This window comes from Runella sp. R0.1_18, assembly GCF_057652155.1.
Genome location: NZ_JBYFCK010000004.1, coordinates 359313 through 380452, shown reverse-complemented (window position 1 = coordinate 380452; position 21140 = coordinate 359313). Strand labels below are relative to the sequence as shown.

19 protein-coding genes are annotated in these 21140 nt (G+C 44.4%); 10 read left to right on the top strand and 9 right to left on the bottom strand.

Annotated features, from left to right (window positions below):
• The first annotated feature begins 16 nt into the window (after positions 1 to 16).
• The 4 genes from AC23P2_RS09470 (at position 17) to AC23P2_RS09455 (ending at position 4552) form a co-directional block, all read left to right on the top strand.
• Positions 17 to 1390 (top strand): cytochrome-c peroxidase, encoded by a 1374-nt coding sequence (locus AC23P2_RS09470; protein WP_487772968.1) that lies wholly within the window; start codon positions 17 to 19, stop codon positions 1388 to 1390.
• Between the two features lie 120 nt (positions 1391 to 1510).
• Entirely contained in the window at positions 1511 to 1879 is a 369-nt protein-coding gene (locus tag AC23P2_RS09465; RefSeq protein ID WP_487772967.1) for a hypothetical protein, read from the top strand.
• Positions 1880 to 2224: 345 nt separating this feature from the next.
• Entirely contained in the window at positions 2225 to 2956 is a 732-nt protein-coding gene (locus AC23P2_RS09460) for a GDSL-type esterase/lipase family protein (RefSeq protein ID WP_487772966.1), read from the top strand.
• Between the two features lie 3 nt (positions 2957 to 2959).
• Positions 2960 to 4552 (top strand): serine hydrolase domain-containing protein, encoded by a 1593-nt coding sequence (locus AC23P2_RS09455; RefSeq protein ID WP_487772965.1) that lies wholly within the window; start codon positions 2960 to 2962, stop codon positions 4550 to 4552.
• On the opposite strand, the gene AC23P2_RS09450 is transcribed toward AC23P2_RS09455, so the two are convergent.
• The 3 genes from AC23P2_RS09450 to AC23P2_RS09440 all read right to left on the bottom strand — a co-directional run bounded on the left by AC23P2_RS09450 (position 4549) and on the right by AC23P2_RS09440 (position 8524).
• Positions 4549 to 5403 carry a flavin reductase family protein gene (locus AC23P2_RS09450; protein WP_487772964.1) on the bottom strand — a complete coding sequence of 285 codons (855 nt, stop codon included), beginning with the start codon at positions 5401 to 5403 and terminating at the stop codon, positions 4549 to 4551. The two genes, AC23P2_RS09455 and AC23P2_RS09450, sit on opposite strands and share 4 nt — an antisense overlap.
• Before the next feature lie 21 nt (positions 5404 to 5424).
• Positions 5425 to 7194 carry an ABC transporter ATP-binding protein gene (locus AC23P2_RS09445; protein WP_487772963.1) on the bottom strand — a complete coding sequence of 590 codons (1770 nt, stop codon included), beginning with the start codon at positions 7192 to 7194 and terminating at the stop codon, positions 5425 to 5427.
• A 106-nt stretch (positions 7195 to 7300) separates the two neighbouring features.
• Positions 7301 to 8524 (bottom strand): 3-phosphoshikimate 1-carboxyvinyltransferase, encoded by a 1224-nt coding sequence (locus AC23P2_RS09440; RefSeq protein ID WP_487772962.1) that lies wholly within the window; start codon positions 8522 to 8524, stop codon positions 7301 to 7303.
• A 95-nt stretch (positions 8525 to 8619) separates the two neighbouring features.
• Here AC23P2_RS09440 and AC23P2_RS09435 point away from each other — a divergent pair, with 95 nt between their 5' ends.
• The 4 genes from AC23P2_RS09435 (at position 8620) to AC23P2_RS09420 (ending at position 12198) form a co-directional block, all read left to right on the top strand.
• Positions 8620 to 9558, top strand: coding sequence for a glycosyltransferase family 2 protein (locus AC23P2_RS09435; RefSeq protein ID WP_487772961.1), 939 nt, complete (start codon positions 8620 to 8622; stop codon positions 9556 to 9558).
• On the top strand, positions 9500 to 10075 hold the full coding sequence (locus tag AC23P2_RS09430; protein ID WP_487772960.1) for a WcaF family extracellular polysaccharide biosynthesis acetyltransferase: 576 nt from the start codon (positions 9500 to 9502) through the stop codon (positions 10073 to 10075). Before AC23P2_RS09435 ends, AC23P2_RS09430 begins: the two co-directional genes overlap by 59 nt.
• 43 nt (positions 10076 to 10118) lie before the next feature.
• A complete protein-coding gene (locus AC23P2_RS09425; RefSeq protein ID WP_487772959.1) occupies positions 10119 to 10889 on the top strand; it encodes a glycosyltransferase family 2 protein in 771 nt (256 codons plus the stop codon).
• 94 nt (positions 10890 to 10983) lie between these two features.
• Entirely contained in the window at positions 10984 to 12198 is a 1215-nt protein-coding gene (locus tag AC23P2_RS09420) for an MraY family glycosyltransferase (protein ID WP_487772958.1), read from the top strand.
• A gap of 1 nt (position 12199) precedes the next feature.
• On the opposite strand, the gene AC23P2_RS09415 is transcribed toward AC23P2_RS09420, so the two are convergent.
• Positions 12200 to 12793 carry a DUF502 domain-containing protein gene (locus tag AC23P2_RS09415; protein ID WP_122933820.1) on the bottom strand — a complete coding sequence of 198 codons (594 nt, stop codon included), beginning with the start codon at positions 12791 to 12793 and terminating at the stop codon, positions 12200 to 12202.
• A 261-nt stretch (positions 12794 to 13054) separates the two neighbouring features.
• Between AC23P2_RS09415 and AC23P2_RS09410 the strand changes: the two genes are divergently transcribed.
• Complete coding sequence (locus AC23P2_RS09410; RefSeq protein ID WP_487772957.1) at positions 13055 to 13531, top strand: hypothetical protein; 477 nt, start codon at positions 13055 to 13057, stop codon at positions 13529 to 13531.
• 408 nt (positions 13532 to 13939) lie between these two features.
• Here AC23P2_RS09410 and AC23P2_RS09405 read toward each other — a convergent pair whose 3' ends face one another.
• The 3 genes from AC23P2_RS09405 to AC23P2_RS09395 are packed head-to-tail and all read right to left on the bottom strand — an operon-like array spanning position 13940 to position 15819.
• Positions 13940 to 14953 carry a threonine aldolase family protein gene (locus AC23P2_RS09405; protein WP_487772956.1) on the bottom strand — a complete coding sequence of 338 codons (1014 nt, stop codon included), beginning with the start codon at positions 14951 to 14953 and terminating at the stop codon, positions 13940 to 13942.
• A 6-nt stretch (positions 14954 to 14959) separates the two neighbouring features.
• Entirely contained in the window at positions 14960 to 15340 is a 381-nt protein-coding gene (locus tag AC23P2_RS09400) for a DUF2752 domain-containing protein (RefSeq protein WP_487772955.1), read from the bottom strand.
• The gene (locus tag AC23P2_RS09395) at positions 15340 to 15819 is read right to left on the bottom strand and encodes an RDD family protein (protein WP_487772954.1); all 480 of its coding nucleotides are present in this window, start codon (positions 15817 to 15819) and stop codon (positions 15340 to 15342) included. Before AC23P2_RS09395 ends, AC23P2_RS09400 begins: the two co-directional genes overlap by 1 nt.
• 270 nt (positions 15820 to 16089) lie before the next feature.
• Between AC23P2_RS09395 and AC23P2_RS09390 the strand changes: the two genes are divergently transcribed.
• Positions 16090 to 19053 carry an Ig-like domain-containing protein gene (locus tag AC23P2_RS09390; protein WP_487772953.1) on the top strand — a complete coding sequence of 988 codons (2964 nt, stop codon included), beginning with the start codon at positions 16090 to 16092 and terminating at the stop codon, positions 19051 to 19053.
• Positions 19054 to 19129: 76 nt separating this feature from the next.
• Here the strand turns inward: AC23P2_RS09390 and AC23P2_RS09385 are convergent, their stop codons facing one another.
• Complete coding sequence (locus tag AC23P2_RS09385; protein ID WP_487772952.1) at positions 19130 to 19879, bottom strand: sulfite exporter TauE/SafE family protein; 750 nt, start codon at positions 19877 to 19879, stop codon at positions 19130 to 19132.
• Between the two features lie 6 nt (positions 19880 to 19885).
• A complete protein-coding gene (locus AC23P2_RS09380) occupies positions 19886 to 21136 on the bottom strand; it encodes an MFS transporter (RefSeq protein ID WP_487772951.1) in 1251 nt (416 codons plus the stop codon).
• Between the last annotated feature and the right edge of the window lie 4 nt (positions 21137 to 21140).

The window sequence follows — 21140 nt, the reverse complement described above, 5'->3', positions numbered from 1 at the left end:
AAAAATGCCTTCGCACATGAAAAAAATAACTTATACTATTTTAAGTACGGGCTTAACACTTGGCAGTATTTTGACAAGTTGCAAGCCTACGAACGACGAACCCGTAGTCACCAGTATCGACAAACAGTTGGAGCAAGTACTTATGCAGTCGTCGGGTAATAAGGGCAAACAATTTTACTTGCTTCCCAATAGTACAGACTATTCAAAAATACCCCAAGACCCCCGCAATCCAATTACGGCAGACAAAGTTGCGTTGGGGCAATTACTATTTCACGAAACAGGGCTTGGAATGACGCCCATCAAATCTCAAGGCTATCAGACCTATTCATGTGCTAGCTGCCATCATGCAAAGGCAGGTTTTCAAGCGTGCTTACCTCAAGGGTTTGGAGAAGGTGGAAATGGTTTTGGGGTAACGGGCGAAGCACGCACAGTATCAGCTGCTTATTCGAGTACCGATGTGGATGTACAACCGATTCGGACACCCTCGGCCATGAATAGTGCATACCAAACCAATGTGCTATGGAATGGTCAATTTGGTGCGACTCACCTAAACGCCAATACCCAAAGTGCATGGACCAAAGGAACCCCAAAAGAAAAAAACACCCTCGGATTTCAAGGCATTGAAACACAGGCGATTGCTGGTCAAGACGTTCACCGACTGGGTTTTAATCCTAATTTTTTGTTTAATCGCCCCATTTATCGGGATTTGTATGCAAAATCATTTGATCTTAAAACATTAAACGACCCTACGCAGTCCGTAATTAATGTAGGTTTGGCAATTGCCGCTTATGAACGAACCCTCCTAGCCAATGAAGCACCTTTTCAACGTTGGTTACGCGGAGAATATGGTGCCATGAATGATACCCAAAAGCAGGGGGCTACCTTATTTTTCGGGAAAGCTCAGTGCTACACCTGTCACAACGGCCCATCATTGGCCAATATGGAGTTTTATGCACTTGGTATGAAAAATCTTACCAATGGAAAATACGGCAATGCTATTGTTGTCAATACAGGCCCCGATAAAGCTGAACACAAAGGACGAGGAGGTTTCACAGGACGGGCAGAGGACATGAACAAATTTAAAGTTCCTCAGTTATATAATTTGAAAGATTCACCTTTCTATGGTCATGGAGCATCATTTACAACCATAGAACAAGTGATTACTTACAAAAACAGAGCAGTTGCCGAAAACAAGTCCGTCCTAACCTCACAGTTGGCCGCAGAGTTTAAACCGCTCAATTTGAACGAGCAAGAAATTAAAGAGTTAACCACTTTTATTAAAGAAGGTCTTTATGACCCCAATCTCAAACGTTATGTTCCAACGTCCTTACCCTCAGGACTTGCTTTTCCTAACAACGATACTCAGAGCCGCAAAGACTTGGGATTTTAGGCTAGATTTGGTACTATTCAAACATAAAATTCGTACTTTCAAAGAATAACTGTATAAAAATATGACAATTACTTCCTACTATTGCACAAAAAAACAATTCTTGTAACCCCGTTTTAAACTATGAAAAAAATCTTGTTTTTTTGCCTCATTGGAGTTGGTGCTTTTGCATTTGATGCCTCTGCTGTGACTATTCCCTCCCCTACTCTCACCGCGATAAGTTCGGACACGACAGTGCTGAAAGAATATACAGGTAAATACAAATTTGAAGGACTTCCGTTTGAATACATGGAATTTTCCCTGAAAGAAGGAATGCTCAATGTAGTTGCAGGTGACCAAGGTGGTGCCCTCAAACCTGCCAAAGATGTGGCTGACAAATTTGAAATTGTGGAAGCTGATGCCAAGTTTACTTTCATTCGCGATGAGCAGAAAAAAATAGTTAAGGTGGCCGTAGAGTACCAAGGAATGGCATTTGAAGGCAAAAAAGACTAACCACCTAAAGAAATAAATCGCCAAGCTACTTTTTGGCTAAGAGTCACGTAATTAGAACCGTTGTCTCACTAAAATCGCCAGTCGGGATAGCCCTAACTGGCGATTTTAGTTTTTGCGCAAAAGTACACTATTATGAGGAAATCGCGATTTTATATCTTATCTTTGACTTGTAACTACGTCTTATGGCATCACCAGGAGACTTACTATAGACACATCAACATCTTTTTTTGAAAACTAGGTCAAGTGTTTGTGAGCAAAAAAAGCTACCTTCTTAGGGTAGCTTTTTTTTCGGTCTAAGCGTAAATTCTACCCTTTTGGCGCTTTCAACTAGAAAACACTCCACCTATGCCCCCTTTATTTAACAAACGCAACTTTTTCGTAAGTAGCTTTTTACTGCTTCTAGTGGTAGCCTCCTGCCAACGTAGTAGCCTCACCTATCAACCCATTGCCGAGCCTTTTGCGCTAGACTATAAAATCGACCGCTCTGAAGAGGAAATTAAGAAATTTGAGCAAGAAGATGCAACCAAAGGTATCAAAAAAGGCCAAGTAGTTTTGTACGGAAGTTCCAGTTGGCGCCTATGGAAAGACATGGCGACTGATTTGGCACCGCTGCCCGTCGTCAACCGTGGATTCGGGGGTTCTACTATTCCCGAACTGATTCATTATGCAGAACGAACGGTGATTCCGCACGAGCCGAAATTATTGGTTGTTTACGGAGGTGAGAATGATTTATCAGGAAAAAAATTCAAGTCGGCCGAACAACTCTTCGACTCTTACCGCGATTTTGTATCGCTCATTCACAAGCGCTCTCCCAAAACTCACATTTGCTTTGTGTCAATGAAACTATCGCCGTCGCGCCGCCAGCATTGGGCTGAAGTTACCAAAGGAAATCAAATGGTGAAGGCTTTTAGTACAGGCAAGCGTTTGTCGTACGTGGATATTAACCCCGCGTTATTTCACCCTAATGGTATGGTCAAAAGCGAATTATATACCAAGGATAGCCTACACATCAACCCGCAAGGCTATCGTGAATACGCCAAAATTCTTGTTCCTTTTCTACAAAAAAAATACAAATAGACCATGCAAACTACGCGTCGTCAGTTTATTCAACAGTTAGGCTTGTCAGGAATTAGCCTGGGGCTTTCGGCGGTGTTGCCGTTGGACAGCTTGGGCAAATCAGCCGTTCGGTTACCTCGTAGCACACCTGAAGCCCAAGGGATTGATTCGACAAATATCAATGCGTTTTTGGACGCCATTGCCAAAAGCAAGCACGAGTTTCACAGTATGATGCTCGTTCGGCACGGCCAAGTGGTGGCCGAAGGCTGGTGGTCACCGTATCGGGCGGAATTGAAACATACCATGTACTCAATGAGTAAAAGTTTTACTTCTACGGCCGTAGGATTTGCCGTAAATGAAGGTAAACTCAAAACCAGCGACCGAGTGATTTCTTTTTACCCCGAATACGCGCCCGCAACGGTCAGCGATTATTTGGCCAAAATGACGGTTAAAGACCTGCTAACGATGTCGGTAGGGCACGGCGTGGACCCCACGGGGCAGAGCATTCGGGATGAAGCCAATTGGATAAAAACGTTTTTGGCCTTCCCGATCCAAAACGAGCCTGGAAGTACATTTTTGTACAATAGCATGGCCACCTATATGTGCTCAGCCATTGTTCAAAAAGTCACAGGGCAAAAAATCATTGATTACCTACGCCCTCGTTTGTTCGAGCCTCTTGGCATTGAAGGTGCTGATTGGGAAGAAGATATGTTGGGCATCAACACGGGCGGGTGGGGCTTGCGCGTCCGTACCGAAGACATGGCGAAGTTTGGACAGTTGTACCTTCAAAAAGGCAAATGGAATGGCAAACAAATCATTCCAGTAGCCTGGGTAGAAGAAGCTACTACCTTTAAAATTCAGCAACCTTCTCCCGCAAAACCAACGCGCCCCAATGAAAAAAATGACTGGCTTCAGGGATATTGTTATCAGTTTTGGCGTTGTCAGCACAACGCGTACCGAGGCGACGGAGCGTATGGACAATACACAATAGTGATGCCCGACCAAGACGCGGTATTGGCCATCACGAGCGAAACTCCTGACATGCAGGGGATTCTGGATTTGGTATGGGAACATCTATTGCCCGCCATGAAAGCTCAGGCATTACCTGCCAATGCGGCTTCGGCCAGTGCCTTGAAACAACGAATGGCGGCCTTGGCTTTGTTGCCTCCCAAAGGAAATATAAAGCCTTCGGAAGCTGTCAAAGTATCAGGGAAAGCGTTTGCAATCGAAGCAAATTCGATGAACGTACAACAAATTTCGCTGGCTTACCGTGAAGGAGGTACGTATCAGTTCATGCTCAAAGATGCAACGGGTGCGCATAAAGTAGAAGTGGGATTGGAAAAATGGGTCTTTGGACAAACCGACTTGCCAAGACCCAATTTAGTAGCATCTCAAAAAATTAAAACCGAAAAAATTGCCAAAGTGGCGGCTAGCGGTGCGTGGAAAGACGCCAATACGTTTGAAATAACGTTGCGTTACTACGAATCGCCACACCGCAATTACCTCATTTGCCAATTTGAGGGCGATACCCTGAAAGTAAGTTTTGACAACAGCCTCAACCGAATGTCGGGAGCGAAAGACAAACGACCCGTACTACAAGGTAAAGCGCTGGCTTAACTTCCTTGTGAAGCCAACAACGATAGCCAAGCTTGCTCTACTTTTCCTTCCGAAAGGTACTGCTTGGCTGTCGTTACCCAATCTTGCCCCTCATGTTGGGCTTTAAATTCTTCAATTTTATCGGCCTCAGGCAACTGTTGGATGTTCCCCAAACGCCCTAAGTTATTTCCCGAAAATTCAGGGTTATTTTTGATAAAATCAGGAATCAAGTCAACCCCAATGCCTTTTTGAGTACTTGGTTTGGGAATTTCAAAAATAGCATCGCCCGAGGCACGTGCGTACCAGTCGCCACCCATACGAGCCACCCAATCGGTCTTACGTTGGTCGATGCGGCCATCTTCTCCCAAAATATCCTCCGAAAAATGAGCTAGAATTACTTCACAAATCACCAGGTTGGCCGCTCCTCCTTCTTCGCCCAACGAAATGATTTGTTTGACTTTACACTCAAATACAGCTTTCGATTCGCCAACGCGTGGGGGGCGCACCAGTTGGGATGGAACCTCGGTAAAACCTGCTTTTACAAATTCGTTGACGCCACGCGGATATTCACAACTCGCCAGCGACATTTGCTCCACCATGGCGTAGTCAACCATGCTAATCACCACTTCGTCCACGGCCTGTACGTTTTCCAGCGTATGTTTGTTGCTTCCGTCTCGCACGCGGCGATTAGGCGAAAAAATCAAGGTCGGGGGTTTTGTCCCAAACAAATTAAAGAAACTGAACGGGCTGAGATTTACATTGCCTTCGGCATCAATCGTGCTGGCAAAAGCAATGGGACGAGGCGCCACCGCACCTTGCAAAAAGTGATGCAAAACAGGTACTGAAACGTCTTTAGGGTTGATGGTTAGCATAAATGTCTTGGTTATGATTCACTAACTCGAAGTTTTCTCTTGATGTTTCCACAATTCTTGAAAAACTGGGCTATTTGCCCTGAGGGACTCGAACGTACCTTGGTCAACAATTCGGCCGTTTTCGAGCACATACACGTAGTCAAATTTGGTCAAAAGGTGCAAACGGTGCAAGGACGAAAGTACAGCTTTGCCCCTAAATTCGTCAAACAATTGGTCATAAATCAATGACTCAGTTTTGGGGTCAACGCTGCTGGTAGGCTCATCGAGCAATACAATATCGCTGCTTCGGGCGGCTAAAATGCCACGGGCCAACGCCAACCGCTGTTTTTGTCCCCCCGAAAGATTCACCCCTTTTTCCTGAATGTTGGATTCAAGGCCGTTGGGTAATTGACGGGCTACTTCGCTAAATTGAGCCGTATCGCATACTTGCCAAATATCTTGTTCTTCAAAGGGCAGTCCCAAAGTGATGTTGTAAGCAATGGTATTTTCAAAAATTTCGGGTTCCTGTGGAAACAACGTCACGGTGTCCGTAATCAGACCAACACCTTCCACTGGTTTTCCATCGATGGTCAATTTTACCCCTTTTTCGGGTTCGTACAATCCTCTTAACAAGGCCAAAAGGGTACTTTTTCCGCTACCACTTTCACCAATAAAAGCAATGCGTTGGCCTCGTTCGATGCACAGGTTCAATTGATGAAGGCTATGCGCCGCTTTCTGGGCATCGTAGGTATCGTGATGCGAAAAACTCAAATGATTGATTTGTAATGTTTTCCAGTCAGAAGGAAGTGTTTCAGATGCTTCCGCGCGGTGTTGCTGACGGTAGGCTTCGCCAATGGAACGAGCCGTTTGAACGTCGGTATTATAGCGAATGATTTCGGTGTATTGCCACGCAACATCCTGAAAAACACTAGTAAATTGATTGACATAACCCAACAAAGTGACCAGTCCGCCCACTAAAAACACTTCATTGGGAACGTAATTTTGATACACATACCCAACCGCAACCACCACATAAATAACCCCAATGAGCACACTTGCTACAAACCATTTCCATTCATTGATAACCACCGTCCGACGGAATGGCGGGAATATCTCTTTTACCTTGGCCAACAGGCTATTTTCCATGCGTTTTTCGAGGCGCAGGGTAATCACCGTAATGATGTTGGAAAGACTATCAAACAAAGTCGATGACACGACGTGTTCTTTTTCGTTGGTTTCGTCGAGGGCTTTGATGAAGGGTTTGTCAAACTTAAAAATAATCCAAACCGTAAACACTCCTATCAAAACGCCAATGCTTCCGTAAAGTGGAGAAAAATAGAGAATGGCTAAAAAGGAAAAAACGAACTTTGAAAAAGCGTGCAAAAACATAAAGCCGTTTTGAAAAAAATCTTTCAAAGCTTCGTAGGCTTTCCGAATACGGTTGATAGTAGCGCCACTGTGGTGGTCTTGGTGCCAACGAACGGGCAAATGCAGCGATTGGTGATACAGTTCTTCTAAAAAATTACGGCTCAGGTTAAACGCAAGTTCGCGCTCCATAACCCGCGCAGGGCCGTGAAAAGCCCACTCCAACAGCATCAAGAATAGATAGCCACCTGCATACATCCAAACGTGCTCGATTACACCCGTTCCCTCTTTTTGAATAGCTTCGACAAACCAGCCGTACAAAAGAGGATTAAGCGCAAAAACCACATTGGCAAGGACAAAAAGGCCATACACCAACACGTATCGCCCTTTTTCTTTGCGTGCATATCGCCAAGCCGTTTGTAAGAGCGAGAAATAAGGATTTTTCATTGTTTTGAGGAAAATATCAGTAAAATGAAACAATGATTTTAGCCCGAAGGTATTAGCTTCGGGCTGGCAAAATGTAGTAGAGTATAGAAAGTGATGCTCCTACGATTTATTCAACAGTTGTGACTTTTTTCAAGTCTTCCCAGAAACTTGGGTACGACTTGGCCACCACGTGCGGTTCTTCAATAATAATAGGCATTACCATTCCTACAGGTGCAAACGCCATGGCCATGCGGTGGTCGTCGTAGGTTTCGATGGTAGGTTGTGTTGTAGGCGCTACAGTACGTCTTACTACGTATTTGGTATTGCTTTCAACTTCTACTAATTCTCCACCAATTTTGGGTAATTCTGCTTGAAGGGCCGCTACACGGTCAGTTTCTTTGATTTTTAAGCTTTCAATGCCAGTCATTGTTACCGTAATGCCTTTAGCTACGGCACAAGCTGCCACTGTCTGTGCCAAATCAGGACAATCAGTAAAGTCCCAAGCAAAAGCTTCTTGGGCAGGAATTTTGGTCAAAAGAACCCCTTGCGCCGTAAAAGTGCTTGCCACGCCCATGTGTCGCATAATATCGACAATCGCGCTGTCGCCTTGCAATGAGTTTTCTTTTAAACCCAAAAGCTCTACTTCAGCTTGTTCGGCCAAAGCAACTACACTATACCAATAACTAGCACCCGACCAATCGGATTCCACTTGGTAATGAGTTGGGGTATATTTTTGGGCAGGAACACGGATAATTTTCTGTTCCCAGTCCGCTTCAAACGTTGCTCCAAAAGCAACCATTTGTTGAAGGGTCATTTCAATATAAGGGCGTGAACCAACCTCGCCCGTAAGTTCTAACGTAATTCCTTCGGGAAGCGTAGGCCCTACCATTAGCAAGGCAGAAATATACTGACTACTCACATCGCCCCGTATTCTTACCTTATTTTCTCCTGAATAGGTAAAACCATTTAGTTGGGTTGGTGGGTATCCATCCTTTCCTAAATACGTAATATCTGCGCCAAGCGTGCGTAGGGCATCGACCAGAATCCCGATTGGGCGCTCACACATGCGTGGTGTACCTGTCATGGTTTTGTTTTGGCCTGTCACTGCAAAATAAGCAGTGAGAAAACGCATGGTAGTACCAGCGTCAAGTACATCGGCGACCGTTTCCGACGATTGCAACAAACGCAGCATCGTTTGGGTATCACGAGCGGCTGACACGTTAGAAAGTTGTCCTCCAAAATTCGATAACGCATTGATAATCAAAGCGCGATTACTTTCGCTTTTAGAAGCTGCTAACTGGATTGGGGCTTGAATGGGAGCCAGAGGTGGGTAAACGGTTACTGCTTGCATTGAGAGTCGATAATCTGATAATTTTACAAAGTTAAGGGCATTTTTTTGCTTTTCAACCTAAAAAAGTACAATTTGCAGCTTGAAATCGCACAACTGTGAAATCTGATATTTCAGTCATTATCCTCACGCACAACGAAGAAAAGCACATCGAACGGTGTCTCCGTAGCTTACTGGTGTTTACGGACAAAATCTTTATTGTGGATTCGGGTTCTACCGACCGCACAGTGGCAATCGCAGAATCATTAGGTGCGAAAGTCGTTCAAAACCCGTGGATTACCTACGCTACGCAATTTAACTTTGGGATTGAGAATACACCTTTTCAGACCAAGTGGCTCATGCGGATGGACGCCGATGAGTACGTAATGCCCGAGTTGGCCAACGAAATCAACCAAACCCTTGCTGGACTTACACCTACAATTACTGGTGTATATGTCAAGCGCCGTGTGATGTTTATGAATCAATGGATTCGGCGCGGAGGGTATTATCCCATTTGGTTGTTGCGCTTATGGCACCGCGACAAAGGGATTTGCGAAGAACTTTGGATGGACGAACACATTAAACTTTCGGAAGGAGAAACTGTCCAATTCAAAAATGACATTGTGGATCATAATTTGAATAACCTCACGTGGTGGACACAAAAACATAATAATTATGCCATTCGAGAAGTAATTGATTTATTGGACATAAAGTATAATTTTGCAGAAGCGGAGCGCGTTATTCCCAAGCTTTTTGGAACACAAGAGCAACGGAAACGCTATTTAAAGCAAAAGTATGCTTCCTTACCCCTTTTTACTCGTCCATTCGCTTATTTTTTGTATCGTTATTTTATAAAGTTTGGCTTCCTTGATGGTAAAAAAGGCTTAGTATGGCACTTTTTACAGGGGTTATGGTATCGTTTCTTGGTAGATGCCAAACTGTTTGAAGTAGAGTTTCGAGTTGGAAAAGATAAACAAGCTATCATTGAATTTTTCCGAAATGAATACGGAAAAGACCTATCATCGGTTCAAAACCGACCTGTCTCGGTACGACAATAGTTGGTACAAGCATCCGCCTTTTTGGAAAAATGTGCTTTGGTTTCTAGTAAATGCACTTTTTTTTAATTCGTATTTTCCGTTGCCAACCTCTATTAAGTGTTTTATTTTGAGAGGTTTTGGAACGAAAGTCGGGCGCAATGTGATGATTAAACCCAAAGTAAACATCAAGTATCCTTGGTTACTTACGATTGGAGATTACGTCTGGATAGGCGAAGAGGTATGGATTGATAGCTTAACCGAGATTGTGATTGGGAACAATGTGTGCCTTTCGCAAGGGGCCATGCTCCTGACTGGAAACCACGACTATACCCGAAGTACTTTTGATTTGAAGGTGGGTAAAATTGTTCTCGAAGAAGGCGCATGGATTGGCGCCAAAGCGGTGGTTTGCCCAGGGGTTACCTGTCATTCACATGCCGTATTAGCCGTCAATTCAGTGGCCGTGCGCGACTTAGAACCATACGGCATTTATCAAGGGAATCCCGCTCAGTGGATCCGCGAACGTAAAATAACGGAGTAACGCTAAAACGTTAGACATCATCTCATCACCAACCCAAGAGGCTTTGAAAGTAAGTATTATTACAGTAGTTTTTAACGGAGAACAAACGCTAAATAGTTGCATAGAATCGGTACTAAATCAGTCATATCACGATATAGAATACATCGTAATTGACGGAAAATCAACCGATAATACCCCTAAGATAGTCGCTAATTACGGCACAAAAATTGCTGTATTTATCTCCGAAAAAGACCAAGGGATTTATGATGCGATGAACAAAGGTATCGCCCACGCAACGGGCGAAATAATCGGTATCTTGAATGCCGATGATTTTTATGCAGACAACCAAGTCATTGAGAAGTTGGTGACAAAGTTGGAAGAAACGGGCGCTGACGGCATCTATGGTGATTTGGTTTACGTAGATGCAAACGATACAACACAGGTAAAACGTTATTGGAAGTCGGGCGGGTTTGATAGAAAAAAATTTCTTTTCGGTTGGATGCCCCCTCACCCAACGTTTTTTGTAAAAAAAGCGTCTTATGAGCAGCTTGGGACGTATCGTCTTGATTTGGGAAGTGCGGCAGATTACGAATTAATGTTACGTTTCCTATACAAGCACCGTCTAAATGTCGCTTACCTTCCAGAGATTGTCACCATGATGCGAACGGGCGGGGTAAGTAACAAAACAGTGGGGAATCGCTTAAAGGCAAACCAAAGTGACCGACAAGCGTGGGACCTAAATGGATTGGAGCCCTATTGGTTTACTTTATGGCTCAAACCCCTTAGAAAGGTTTTACAATTTGTTTACAAACCAAAACGACCGAATAATAAATAGAATCGTATTTTCTGGAGTGTTTTTTGTGAGATAAGCTAATTTTTATAATTTTTGTCTTCCGTTATGAGAGACAAAAAGGCAGAAACGGAATTCTATGAACGCAGATATACTAATAGACGTACTCAGAAGCCAGTATCAAAATATACTTCAACACGAAGTGTATCAGTGTCTTATATCCTTTTTGATTGCCTGCGCTGTGGCCATTACGTCTATTCCAGTGATTATCAATATTAGTGGATTGTTGGAACTGAAAAAGAAACCCAACTTCCGCAGCTCTCACCAGCAAGAAACACCTGAGTTTGGAGGGATTGCTATTTACGCTTCGCTTCTCATTGCCCATTTTTTGTGGCCCCATACCAACGAGCAAACCGATGCTTACTTGACCAGCTTGGCAGTGGTAGGGCTTACAATACTGTTCTTTTTAGGGCTCAAAGATGATATTTTAGTACTTGACCCCAACAAAAAGCTTTTGCTTCAAGTAGTAGCCGTTTCTACCTTGATATTACTTGGAGGACTGAAAGTTGACCACTTCTTTGGCATTTTTGGTTGGACTCACATTCCTGACGTCATCAGTATTCCGTTCACAATTTTCATTTTCATTGCCATCATCAATGCCGTCAACCTCATTGATGGCGTGGATGGACTTGCAGGAGGTATCGCTTTTATCGCAAGTTTGAGTTTTGGAACGTGGTTTTTGTTAAATCACCACTTCTCAATGGCCTGCATGGCTTTCTCTCTTTCGGGAGCTCTTTTAGGCTTTTTACGGTTCAACTTTTCAAAGACGAGCAAAATTTTCATGGGCGATACGGGGTCGTTGATTGTTGGCTTCTTGTTGGCATTTTTTGCCGTGAAGTTTATCCGTCTTAACATCACCTATCAACATGATTCTACCGCGTTTTTCAATGCGCCTATTCTTGCAGTAGTGCTTCTGATTGTCCCCATTTTCGATACCTTACGCGTGTTTTTGGTGCGTATTCTTAACCGCCGCTCTCCCTTTAAAGCCGACCGCAATCACATGCACCACGTACTTTTAGATAATGGATTTACCCACATCCAAACTTCACTTACGTTTTGGGTTATGACCATTGTCAATGTGATGGGTTATTTTCTCACGTTTGAATACATCACCAATACCGAAGCCTTTTTTATCCTAGTAGGCTTGTTCTGTATCTATCTGAGCGCGGGCTACTTCCTTAAAATGCGGGCAATGAAGCGCAAGAAACAAATGACTTGGACGGATGTTTTCAAAGCCCCCGACACGCCACGCGGACGTAACTCATGGGCACGCCGTGTGATTCGTGGGTTGTAGGCTATTTGACCGAAACCCCTCCCGAAACAATCATCTTCATGACGTCAGTACTCGATACATTGTCGAGAATCTTGATGTTGGATTTTGCCACAATAAACAACTCTCCCGAAAACGCGTAAGAGTGTGGACAATAAACGGCTACGTACTCACTAAGCTCGAAGCTAGAAAGGTCGTTTTGCGTTATAAAACCCAGTTTTTTTAGGTCAGACTGAGGGTTAATTGTAATCAACACAGGTTGATTAAATTTGCGCTTGTCACCCACAAAAGCCGAAATTAGGTCTTTGATAGAGTAGTATATCAAACTCACCAACGGCATTTTCTTCAAAATACTTTCGCTAAAACTAAATACCGATTGGGGTACGAAGCGGGAAAAAATAAATCCTAAAAAAACAATGCTTGAGACGATAATCAACAGCCCAAGCCCTGGCAAATAAAGTGGATGCTTGGCATCGGTATGAATGTAAATGGGTAAAATACTGTCCAAATATGAAATTCCTTCTTTGATAATCAGGAACGTAAAATAAGTGGGAGCAACAAGTACAAGCCCCCGTACAAAGTAGGCAAAAACCCGTTTTATGAATCGATTTTGGAGCATTTTGAAATAAATAGCGACTTAGGGAAACTGCACTTTCCAAGCCTAATCACTATGAAATGTTATGAATTAGTAACTGCTATTGATCGAGGGAAGTTCCTTGTTGATACCCATGAATAAGATTCCTAAAATTTTCTACTTTCATTCCTAGTATTTTAAATTCATTAGTTTCATTTTTACAAGGTGTTAACTTTACCCCGTTAAAAGTACTTTCGTGCGCATACTTAGTTGTTTGGTGTACCGACATCTAAACCATTTAGTTCTATGCCACGTAAACCTAACCCTACTCACTCAGCCTATTACATGGGCTTATTGACAAGTCTTCTTGCTTGGGCAATAGAGGATTATCCCAAAAATAGGCCCACTGATAAGAAGTTGCTTCATTGGTTTTCGGAAAAAATTCCCCTTTGCCATCATTTGGGAAAAGTACCCACTCCTGAAGCTGCCAAAAAAAGTTACAGTAAAATGTGGAATAGCCCATGGAACTGTTGTTTTGATACAACAACGCTTGATGGCTTATGTAGAATTTTGGCGATATCGCTACCGATATGCGATTTTAAAGACTACCAAACTTTCTTGCAGTGGGCAGGTGAGGTTCCCGCAGGGGTTGATGAAAACGAACTCGTACAAATTGCCCAAAAAATGGTGATTCAGGAGTATCACCTTGAAAAAACGAAGGGTATTTTTGAAACTACCGCAGAGCAGAATACTGGTTTTGAACGCCTGGGCGTTGCTTCATAAACAAGTCAAACTGGACATAAAAGCGAAGGGCGCTGCTGACCCTCAGCAACGCCCCCTTTCTATGCTTTTTTAGGTTGCAACTTTTTGTATGTATATACGGCTGCACCCACTGCTAAAGCAACTGACAAGAGTTTGACGACTTTTTTCATGGCTTTGACGGACGATTTAGAAATTAACAAAACAACTAATTTAGCTCAATTAACGGACTTTCTGCCTTGCTATTGTAGAAAAAACAGCATTTCTGCTTTTTTCTCAATCACATTGCTTTTTGCGCCTGTTTTTACTTTAGACGGGAAAAAGTGCAAAAAGGTTTAAAAAAAATTACAAAAATTTTACAGCAACAAAAGTGCCAACTTTTTGGGCAAAATTATAGCGTAGAAATACGCATTTTGTTACCGAAAAATAACTTTAAAGCCGTTTTTGTAATTCTGAAAGGTGATCGTCGGTAAAATCAAGGTGCGTCACAAAGCGAACCAGGTGCTTCCCGAACGTTACTGCTCTGATGCCTTGAGAAGCAAGCTGGGCTACGTAATCGGTCGCAAGGATGGTTTCGGGCAAACGGAAAATTACAATATTGGTATCAATCGGGTAAATTTCTGCTACTTCGGGGCGGCCTTTTAGGAGCTCTCCGATGGCACGGGCACGGGCGTGATCCTGGCGAAGGCGCTCTACGTGGTGGTCAAGGGCATAAATTCCTGCGGCAGCAAGATAACCAGCTTGGCGCCATCCGCCTCCCATGGCCTTACGAGCTCGACGGGCTTGTTTGATAAACTCTTTGCTGCCCAACAACAAAGACCCGACGGGGCATCCAAGTCCTTTGGACAGACAAATACTGATACTATCGAAAACTTGCCCGTACTGAGAAGGAGTTTCGTTGGTTTCAACCAAGGCATTAAATAGACGAGCTCCATCTAAATGAAGTGCCAAACCATGTTGGGTACAAACGTCTTTAATCGCTTCAATTTCGCTGAAATTATAATAACAGCCCCCCCCTTTGTTCATCGTATTTTCGAGAGAAACTAAGCGCGATACAGCCGCGTGTACATCGTCGGGGTTGTTGATGGCATCTCGTACTTGCTGCGCAGAGATACGACCTTTGTCTCCGTCTAACAGTTTGACTGAGCTCAACGAGTTGAGCGCGATGCCGCCACCTTCGTACAGATAGATATGGGAAAGTTTGTCGCAGATAACCTCAGTTCCAGGGCGTGTATGAACGCGTATAGCCAGTTGATTGGTTTGAGTACCTGAACTACAAAAAAGCGCCGCTTCCATGCCAAATAATGTTGCAGCTTTGGTTTCCAACGCATTAACGGTAGGGTCATCACCGAAGACATCGTCACCAACTTCGGCGGCAAACATGGCTTCGAGCATTGCTTTGGTGGGTTTGGTAACGGTGTCGGAACGAAGGTCAATGGTAAGCATAATGAATTAGTTTGTTGGAATTAAAAAATCAAATCCGTCTAGGTTTCTAATAATCGTAAACAGGAAAAATATTCCTACGGCTAGGAGGACTACCCAGCGGCGGCGAAGATAATGAAACGGACGGACATCGTCGAAAAGTTCGGCGTACAAAACCACGCCTAAAAGCGGCAGAACCAAGAAAATGAGCGCATTGTACTGAAATGCCCCACGAAATTCTCCGTGAAGTAGCGCATGAAACGCCCGTTGCCCACCGCAGCCCCAACAATACAAACCTGTGGTTTTGTGAATGAGGCAAGGCGGCCCAAACGATTGAACAGCAGGATTGTAGTAAAAATAAAAAACGGTAATGACCAAGGCCATTACCGTTAAAATGACTTTTTTTATCATTACGCTTCTCGAATTACTAAACTTTTGGCAGCCAAATCGTGTAAGGCTTGCTCTTCGGGGTTAAATAAAGGCCATAACCACAGCAGAAAACAAAAATGGCCTGAAATGTACTTAATCAGTGAACGAACTAACGCTTGACTGAACGTAAGGCGTTCACCACTAGGGCCTACCACTTTGATTTTCATAATCATTTTACCAAACGTGGCTTGCTTACTTGAGCTCACCATGAAAGCATCATAAAGCAAAGGAGTAAAAATACTGGCCAAAAGAAGAACGATAAGTCCAATGCCAAAAAGCCCCATCACGGCGGCAGTAGCTTCGTCGGAGCCACCAAGGGCGTCGGCTGAACTGAGACCAATCAGGGCAGCTAAGCCCCCAAAAGGGACGAGAATAAGACTAAAGGCAATTCCGACAATAATACTATCAATGATTTGGGCAACTAAGCGGTTACCAAACCCAGCAAGTGGAAAGGTATTCATGAAAATAGAGGTTTAGGGATGAAAGAAGTGAACTTATGCAAAGCAAGAGTTTTCTGGACAAAAAACAAGTTTTTATCCAGAAAATAGACAAAAGAAAGCCTATTTAGAGACTCAAAAAAAGTTTGTAATAAATAAGACTAAAAAAAACCAAAAACGCGTATATTTACCCCTAGTCGCATTTTTCCCTACTTTTTAATGGCATTGTTTTCCCCGCTAAAAATAGCGTGGGAAGCTTAGTTTTTATCTATTGTTCCATTAAGTTTTAGGTGTATGAAAAACGCAATTGTACGTATCTTCGGAGTATTTGCGCTCCTTTTGATTGTCCATGCTTTTACCTTCGGACAATCCTCCACTCCTTTGGCGGCCAACGGCCGCTTGCAGGTAATCAACCGACAGCTTTGTAACGAAGCAGGGACGCCCATTCAATTGAGGGGAATGAGCTCGCACGGATTGCATTGGTTTGACCAATGTTATAATTCTTCGGCCTTACAAACGCTGGCCAACGACTGGGGCGCTGACGTGTTTCGGGCAGCCATGTACGTGGACGAAGGTGGGTACATGAATAACAAAGTCGGTCTGCGCAATAAAGTCAACCAATTGGTAGATTGGTCGGCTCAGTTTGGAATGTATTGCATCATCGATTGGCATATTCTGAACCCTGGTGACCCTAACCTACACACTGCCGATGCCATTGAATTTTTTCAGTTGATGGCGCAGCAGCACGCGGGTAAAAAACACGTCATTTACGAAATCTGCAATGAACCCAACGGCGTCAGCTGGTCGTCGGTCAAAAGTTATGCTGAGCAGGTCATCCCAGCGATCCGTCAGTACGACCCTGATGCCATTATTTTGGTGGGAACGCCTTCGTGGAGTGGAGCCCCTGGCGATGTGCGCTCCAATCCGTTGACAGGCGCTAACGCCCACAACATCATGTACACGTTCCACTTCTACGCGGGTTCGCATTATACCCAAAGCTACATCGACGATGTCATCAAAACGGTGCCTCTGTTTGTATCAGAATGGGGGACAAGCAACTACTCAGGAAATGGCGGAAACGATTACACCAACGCCCAAAATTGGGTAAGTTTTATGGGAGGCAATAACTCGTCGGGCATGAAAATAAGCTGGTGCAACTGGAGTTATTGCGACAAAGACGAATCGTCGGCAGCGTTGGTGCCTGGGGCGTGCGGCAACAATGGTTGGAACAATACGAGTACTTCAGGAACGTGGGTCAAAGATAAAATCCTGAACCCTGCTGATAATTTCGGTCCTCCTACACCTTTTGTGGCGATTACGAGCCCTGCCAACAATTCGACAGTAACGATTGGGGCTAATCTAACCATCAACGCAAGCGTTGGAAATGCGACAGCAACGGTAGTGGAGTTTTACGATGGCGCTACCAAGCTAGGAGAAGATACAACTGCTCCCTACACTTTAACCCTCTCGAATGTGCAAGCGGGAACCTATACTTTTACTGTCAAAGCACTACTTGCGTCGGGTGGGCCGCTGACGTCGTCGCTGGTGCAAGTAACGGCGGTTCCTGCTCCCAACCAGCCGCCAACAGTGAGCCTGACCGCCCCCGCCAATGGGACGACTTTTACGGCACCTGCTACGATTACGATTTCGGCCAATGCCATTGATAGTGATGGGAGTATAGCAAAAGTGGAGTTCTACAATGGTTCGACCAAACTCGGCGAAGATGCCTCGGCGCCGTATAGTTTTGATTGGAGCAACGTAGCATCGGGAGCTTACACGCTTTCAGCTAAAGTGACCGACAACCAAAATTCAGTGGCAACGTCAGGAAGTGTAACCGTGTATGTAAATAGTCCTGGCAATCCTTCCTCAGACATTATTGGCCCTGATTGCGTGAGTATAAACGAAGTTAAAGTGTTTGAGTTGAACTCAATCAATCTACCCAACGCTAACAGTTTTTCATGGTGGTGTACGGGTTCTACTCAAAGCATTACGGCAGTGTCGGGGCAGCCTTCCAAAGTCAATATCAATTTTGGAGCTAACTTTTCGGGTGGACAAGTATGCATTGGCGTCAATTATTCGGCCGCACCTTGGTACAAGCAGTTTTGTAAAACAGTGACACTTTGTACAGGACAACCTCCCGTAGTTAATCAAGCACCATCAGTAAGCGTAACTGCGCCTACCAACAATACGACGTTTCAGGCACCTGCTTCTATCTCTTTGGCCGCCACTGCTTCTGACGCGGATGGCAGCATCACCAAAGTGGAGTTTTACAACGGTACTACTAAGTTGGGTGAAGACGCGACGTCTCCGTACACCTTTAGCTGGACGAATGTCATGGCAGGTTCTTATAGTTTAACTGCGAAAGCGACTGATAACCAAGGAGCAACAACGACTTCGGCGGCGGTTTCGGTGACGGTAAATGCACCCGTAGTTAACCAAGCACCGTCAGTAAGCGTAACCGCACCTTCTAGCAATGCGACGTTTCTGGCACCTGCTTCTATGTCGTTGACTGCCACTGCTTCTGACGCGGATGGCAGCATCGCCAAAGTGGAGTTTTACAACGGCAACACCAAGCTGGGGGAAGATGCGACGTCTCCATATACTTTTAGCTGGGCAAACGTTGGGGCAGGTTCTTACATTTTAACCGCAAAAGCAACTGATAACCAAGGAGCAACGAGCATTTCTTCAGCAGTATCGGTGACGGTCAATGCTTCCCCTACAACAACCGCTGATATTATCGGAGATGAGTGTGCCGCCGTTAATTCAATAAAAACCTTTGAGCTCAACGTTGCTAACCGAGCCAATGCCACCAATTATTCTTGGTGGAGTACGGGTTCGGTACAAAGTATTACGCCTACATCGGGGCAGCCTTATAAAGTGACGATTAATAGTGGTCAGTGGTTTACGGGTGGACAGGTGTGCGTGGGGGTAAACTATTCGGCTTCCCCTTGGTACAAGCAATATTGCAAAACGGTGAGTGTTTGTGCAACGGCCAGAGTCGCTGCGGAGGAGTTACCCGAGGTTGCTTCGTTTTCCTTGTATCCTAATCCAACCCAAAATGACTTTACATGGGTATCTGATAAAAACGTGGAGGTTCTGAAAGTATATGATGTGTTAGGTTTAGAACGCGTAGGTTTGGAAAAAATAACGCGTGGCGCGAGGGTTTCCTTTGGCGAAAAGCTATCGACAGGTATTTATTTGATCCGAGTACAGTACGAAGATAAAACACAACGTACCCTGAAAGGAATTAAGCAGTAAAGGTAAGTAATTGATAGCAATGCCACCCGCTTGTTCTGAGTAGTTCAAGAGAGACGGGTGGCGTTTTTATTTGCTATTACCGCATAAAAATCACCAACGCTCCCAGTAAGGTCAACCCCAAAATTACCCGTCGGTAATTGTTGTCTTGGATGATAGAAACGATTCGAATGCCCACAAAAAAGCCTAACACCAGTGAAGGCAGCAGCATAAGATTAAGCTGAAGGGTATCAAACGTAACGTTGTGCCATACCAACACCTGAAACGGAAGTTTGAACAAATTAATCACCAAAAACAACCAAGCGGCTGTACCAATCAAATCGTTTTTGGAAAGGCGAAGGGCTAGAAAATAAATGGTAGAGAGTGGCCCCGCGAGGTTGCCCAACATGGTCGTAAAACCCGTCACAATTCCCATCATAGCAGCAAACCATTTACTGGTGGGAATGGGAGCCGATTTACGGTATTCGAGCCAGCTCATTACTCCCACAATAAGTAAGATGACAAAAGCCATAATCTTCTTAAAAACCGCCTCTTCTAATAAATTCCCAATATATACCCCCGACAACACCCCAAAAATAATCCAAGGTAGCAGTTGCCAAAAATATTTCCATTGGGCGTGGCGGTTATAGTACAACACGGCCAAAATATCGGCAACGCAAAGCATTGGCAATACTACCCCCGTAGAGGCTTTTCCACCAAATACCAAAGCCATAATGGTGACATTGAGCATTTCGACGCCTTTGAGGCCTGCTTTGGCCAATCCAATGATGAAGGCCCCTAGAAATACCAAAGCCCAAAGTTGCCACGTAAAAGTCGAAGAGATGTCCATTGTTTATCAAAATACGCGTTGAATCGAATTTGCCCAAGCCCTTTTTGCCAATGAAATCATCACGACCGACAAGAAACAAATTCCTGCAATAAAGATAAAAATGGTGGAGGTATTACCCGTTTTGTCAATAATATATCCAAACAAAGGTTCGCCAAGAGCCGCAAAAACGTAAGCGCACATGTTCATCAAACCTACGCCCGTGCCCGTGTACGTTTGTCCCAACATCTCAGGACTGAGTGCCCAAAAACAGGATTGAGGGCCATAGACAAAAAAGCCCACCGACAACATCAAAAAACCGCCTAAGACCAAACTATCCGTTGGAGTAATAAAAACCAACAATGAAATAATCGCACTGACGGCCATTCCAAAACGAATAGCATGGATGCGGTTTCCTTTAAAAAATGTGTCAGAAAGAAGTCCAAAAGACAGCGCGCCAAAGGCCATGCCGACGGGTAGCAAAAACGTTACCCAAAGGTTGGCAGGGTTTTCTTTCCACGTTTTGCCCAAATAATGGACGGGAACCCAAAAAATAAGCCCATAACGCGCCATGCTTTCAAAACCGAGTGCCAAGGCTGTAAACAAAAAATGACGGTGCGACAGCACAGTGCGGTAGCGACTCCACCAACCTTCTTCTACTACGTTTTGGGAGGCATGTTCTTTGTCTAGCATAAAACCTGCTTGCGAAGGGCTATCTTTGGCAAAAATCAAAAAAATGGTAGCAGCTATCAACAATAACAGCACAGGAAGGCGAAAAAGCATCCGCCATTCCATGCCTTGCTGGAGCAAAACAATGGAAAGTAGGTACGTAACAGCCGATGAAAACCCCGCGGCCATGGTGTAAAATCCGAAGGCTTTCCCTAGCTCGGCTTTGCTCCACCAATTGCTAATAAGCTTACTACCAGGTGCCCAAGCCATCGACTGAAAATAGCCATTAAGAGCCCATAAAATTAGGATGAGGGTGATGGAGTTGCTGTAACTAATGGCGATGTTGGTAAGTACCGACAAATACGCTCCCGTGGTAATCATAAACCGCGCACTGACGCGATCGGCTAGGTTGCCGTTGATAAATTGCCCAATGGCATAGCCCAACAACATAGCAAAGCTAATCCAACCAATGAACGAATAAGGAACGTTGAGGGCAGTGGCCATGCCTTTGGCCGCCCACCCGAAGTTGTGCCGACCTGTGTAAAAAAACAAGTAACACAGCATCGTGACCAACAACATTTTCCACTGCTGACTACGGAAAGATGAGTTCATGTGA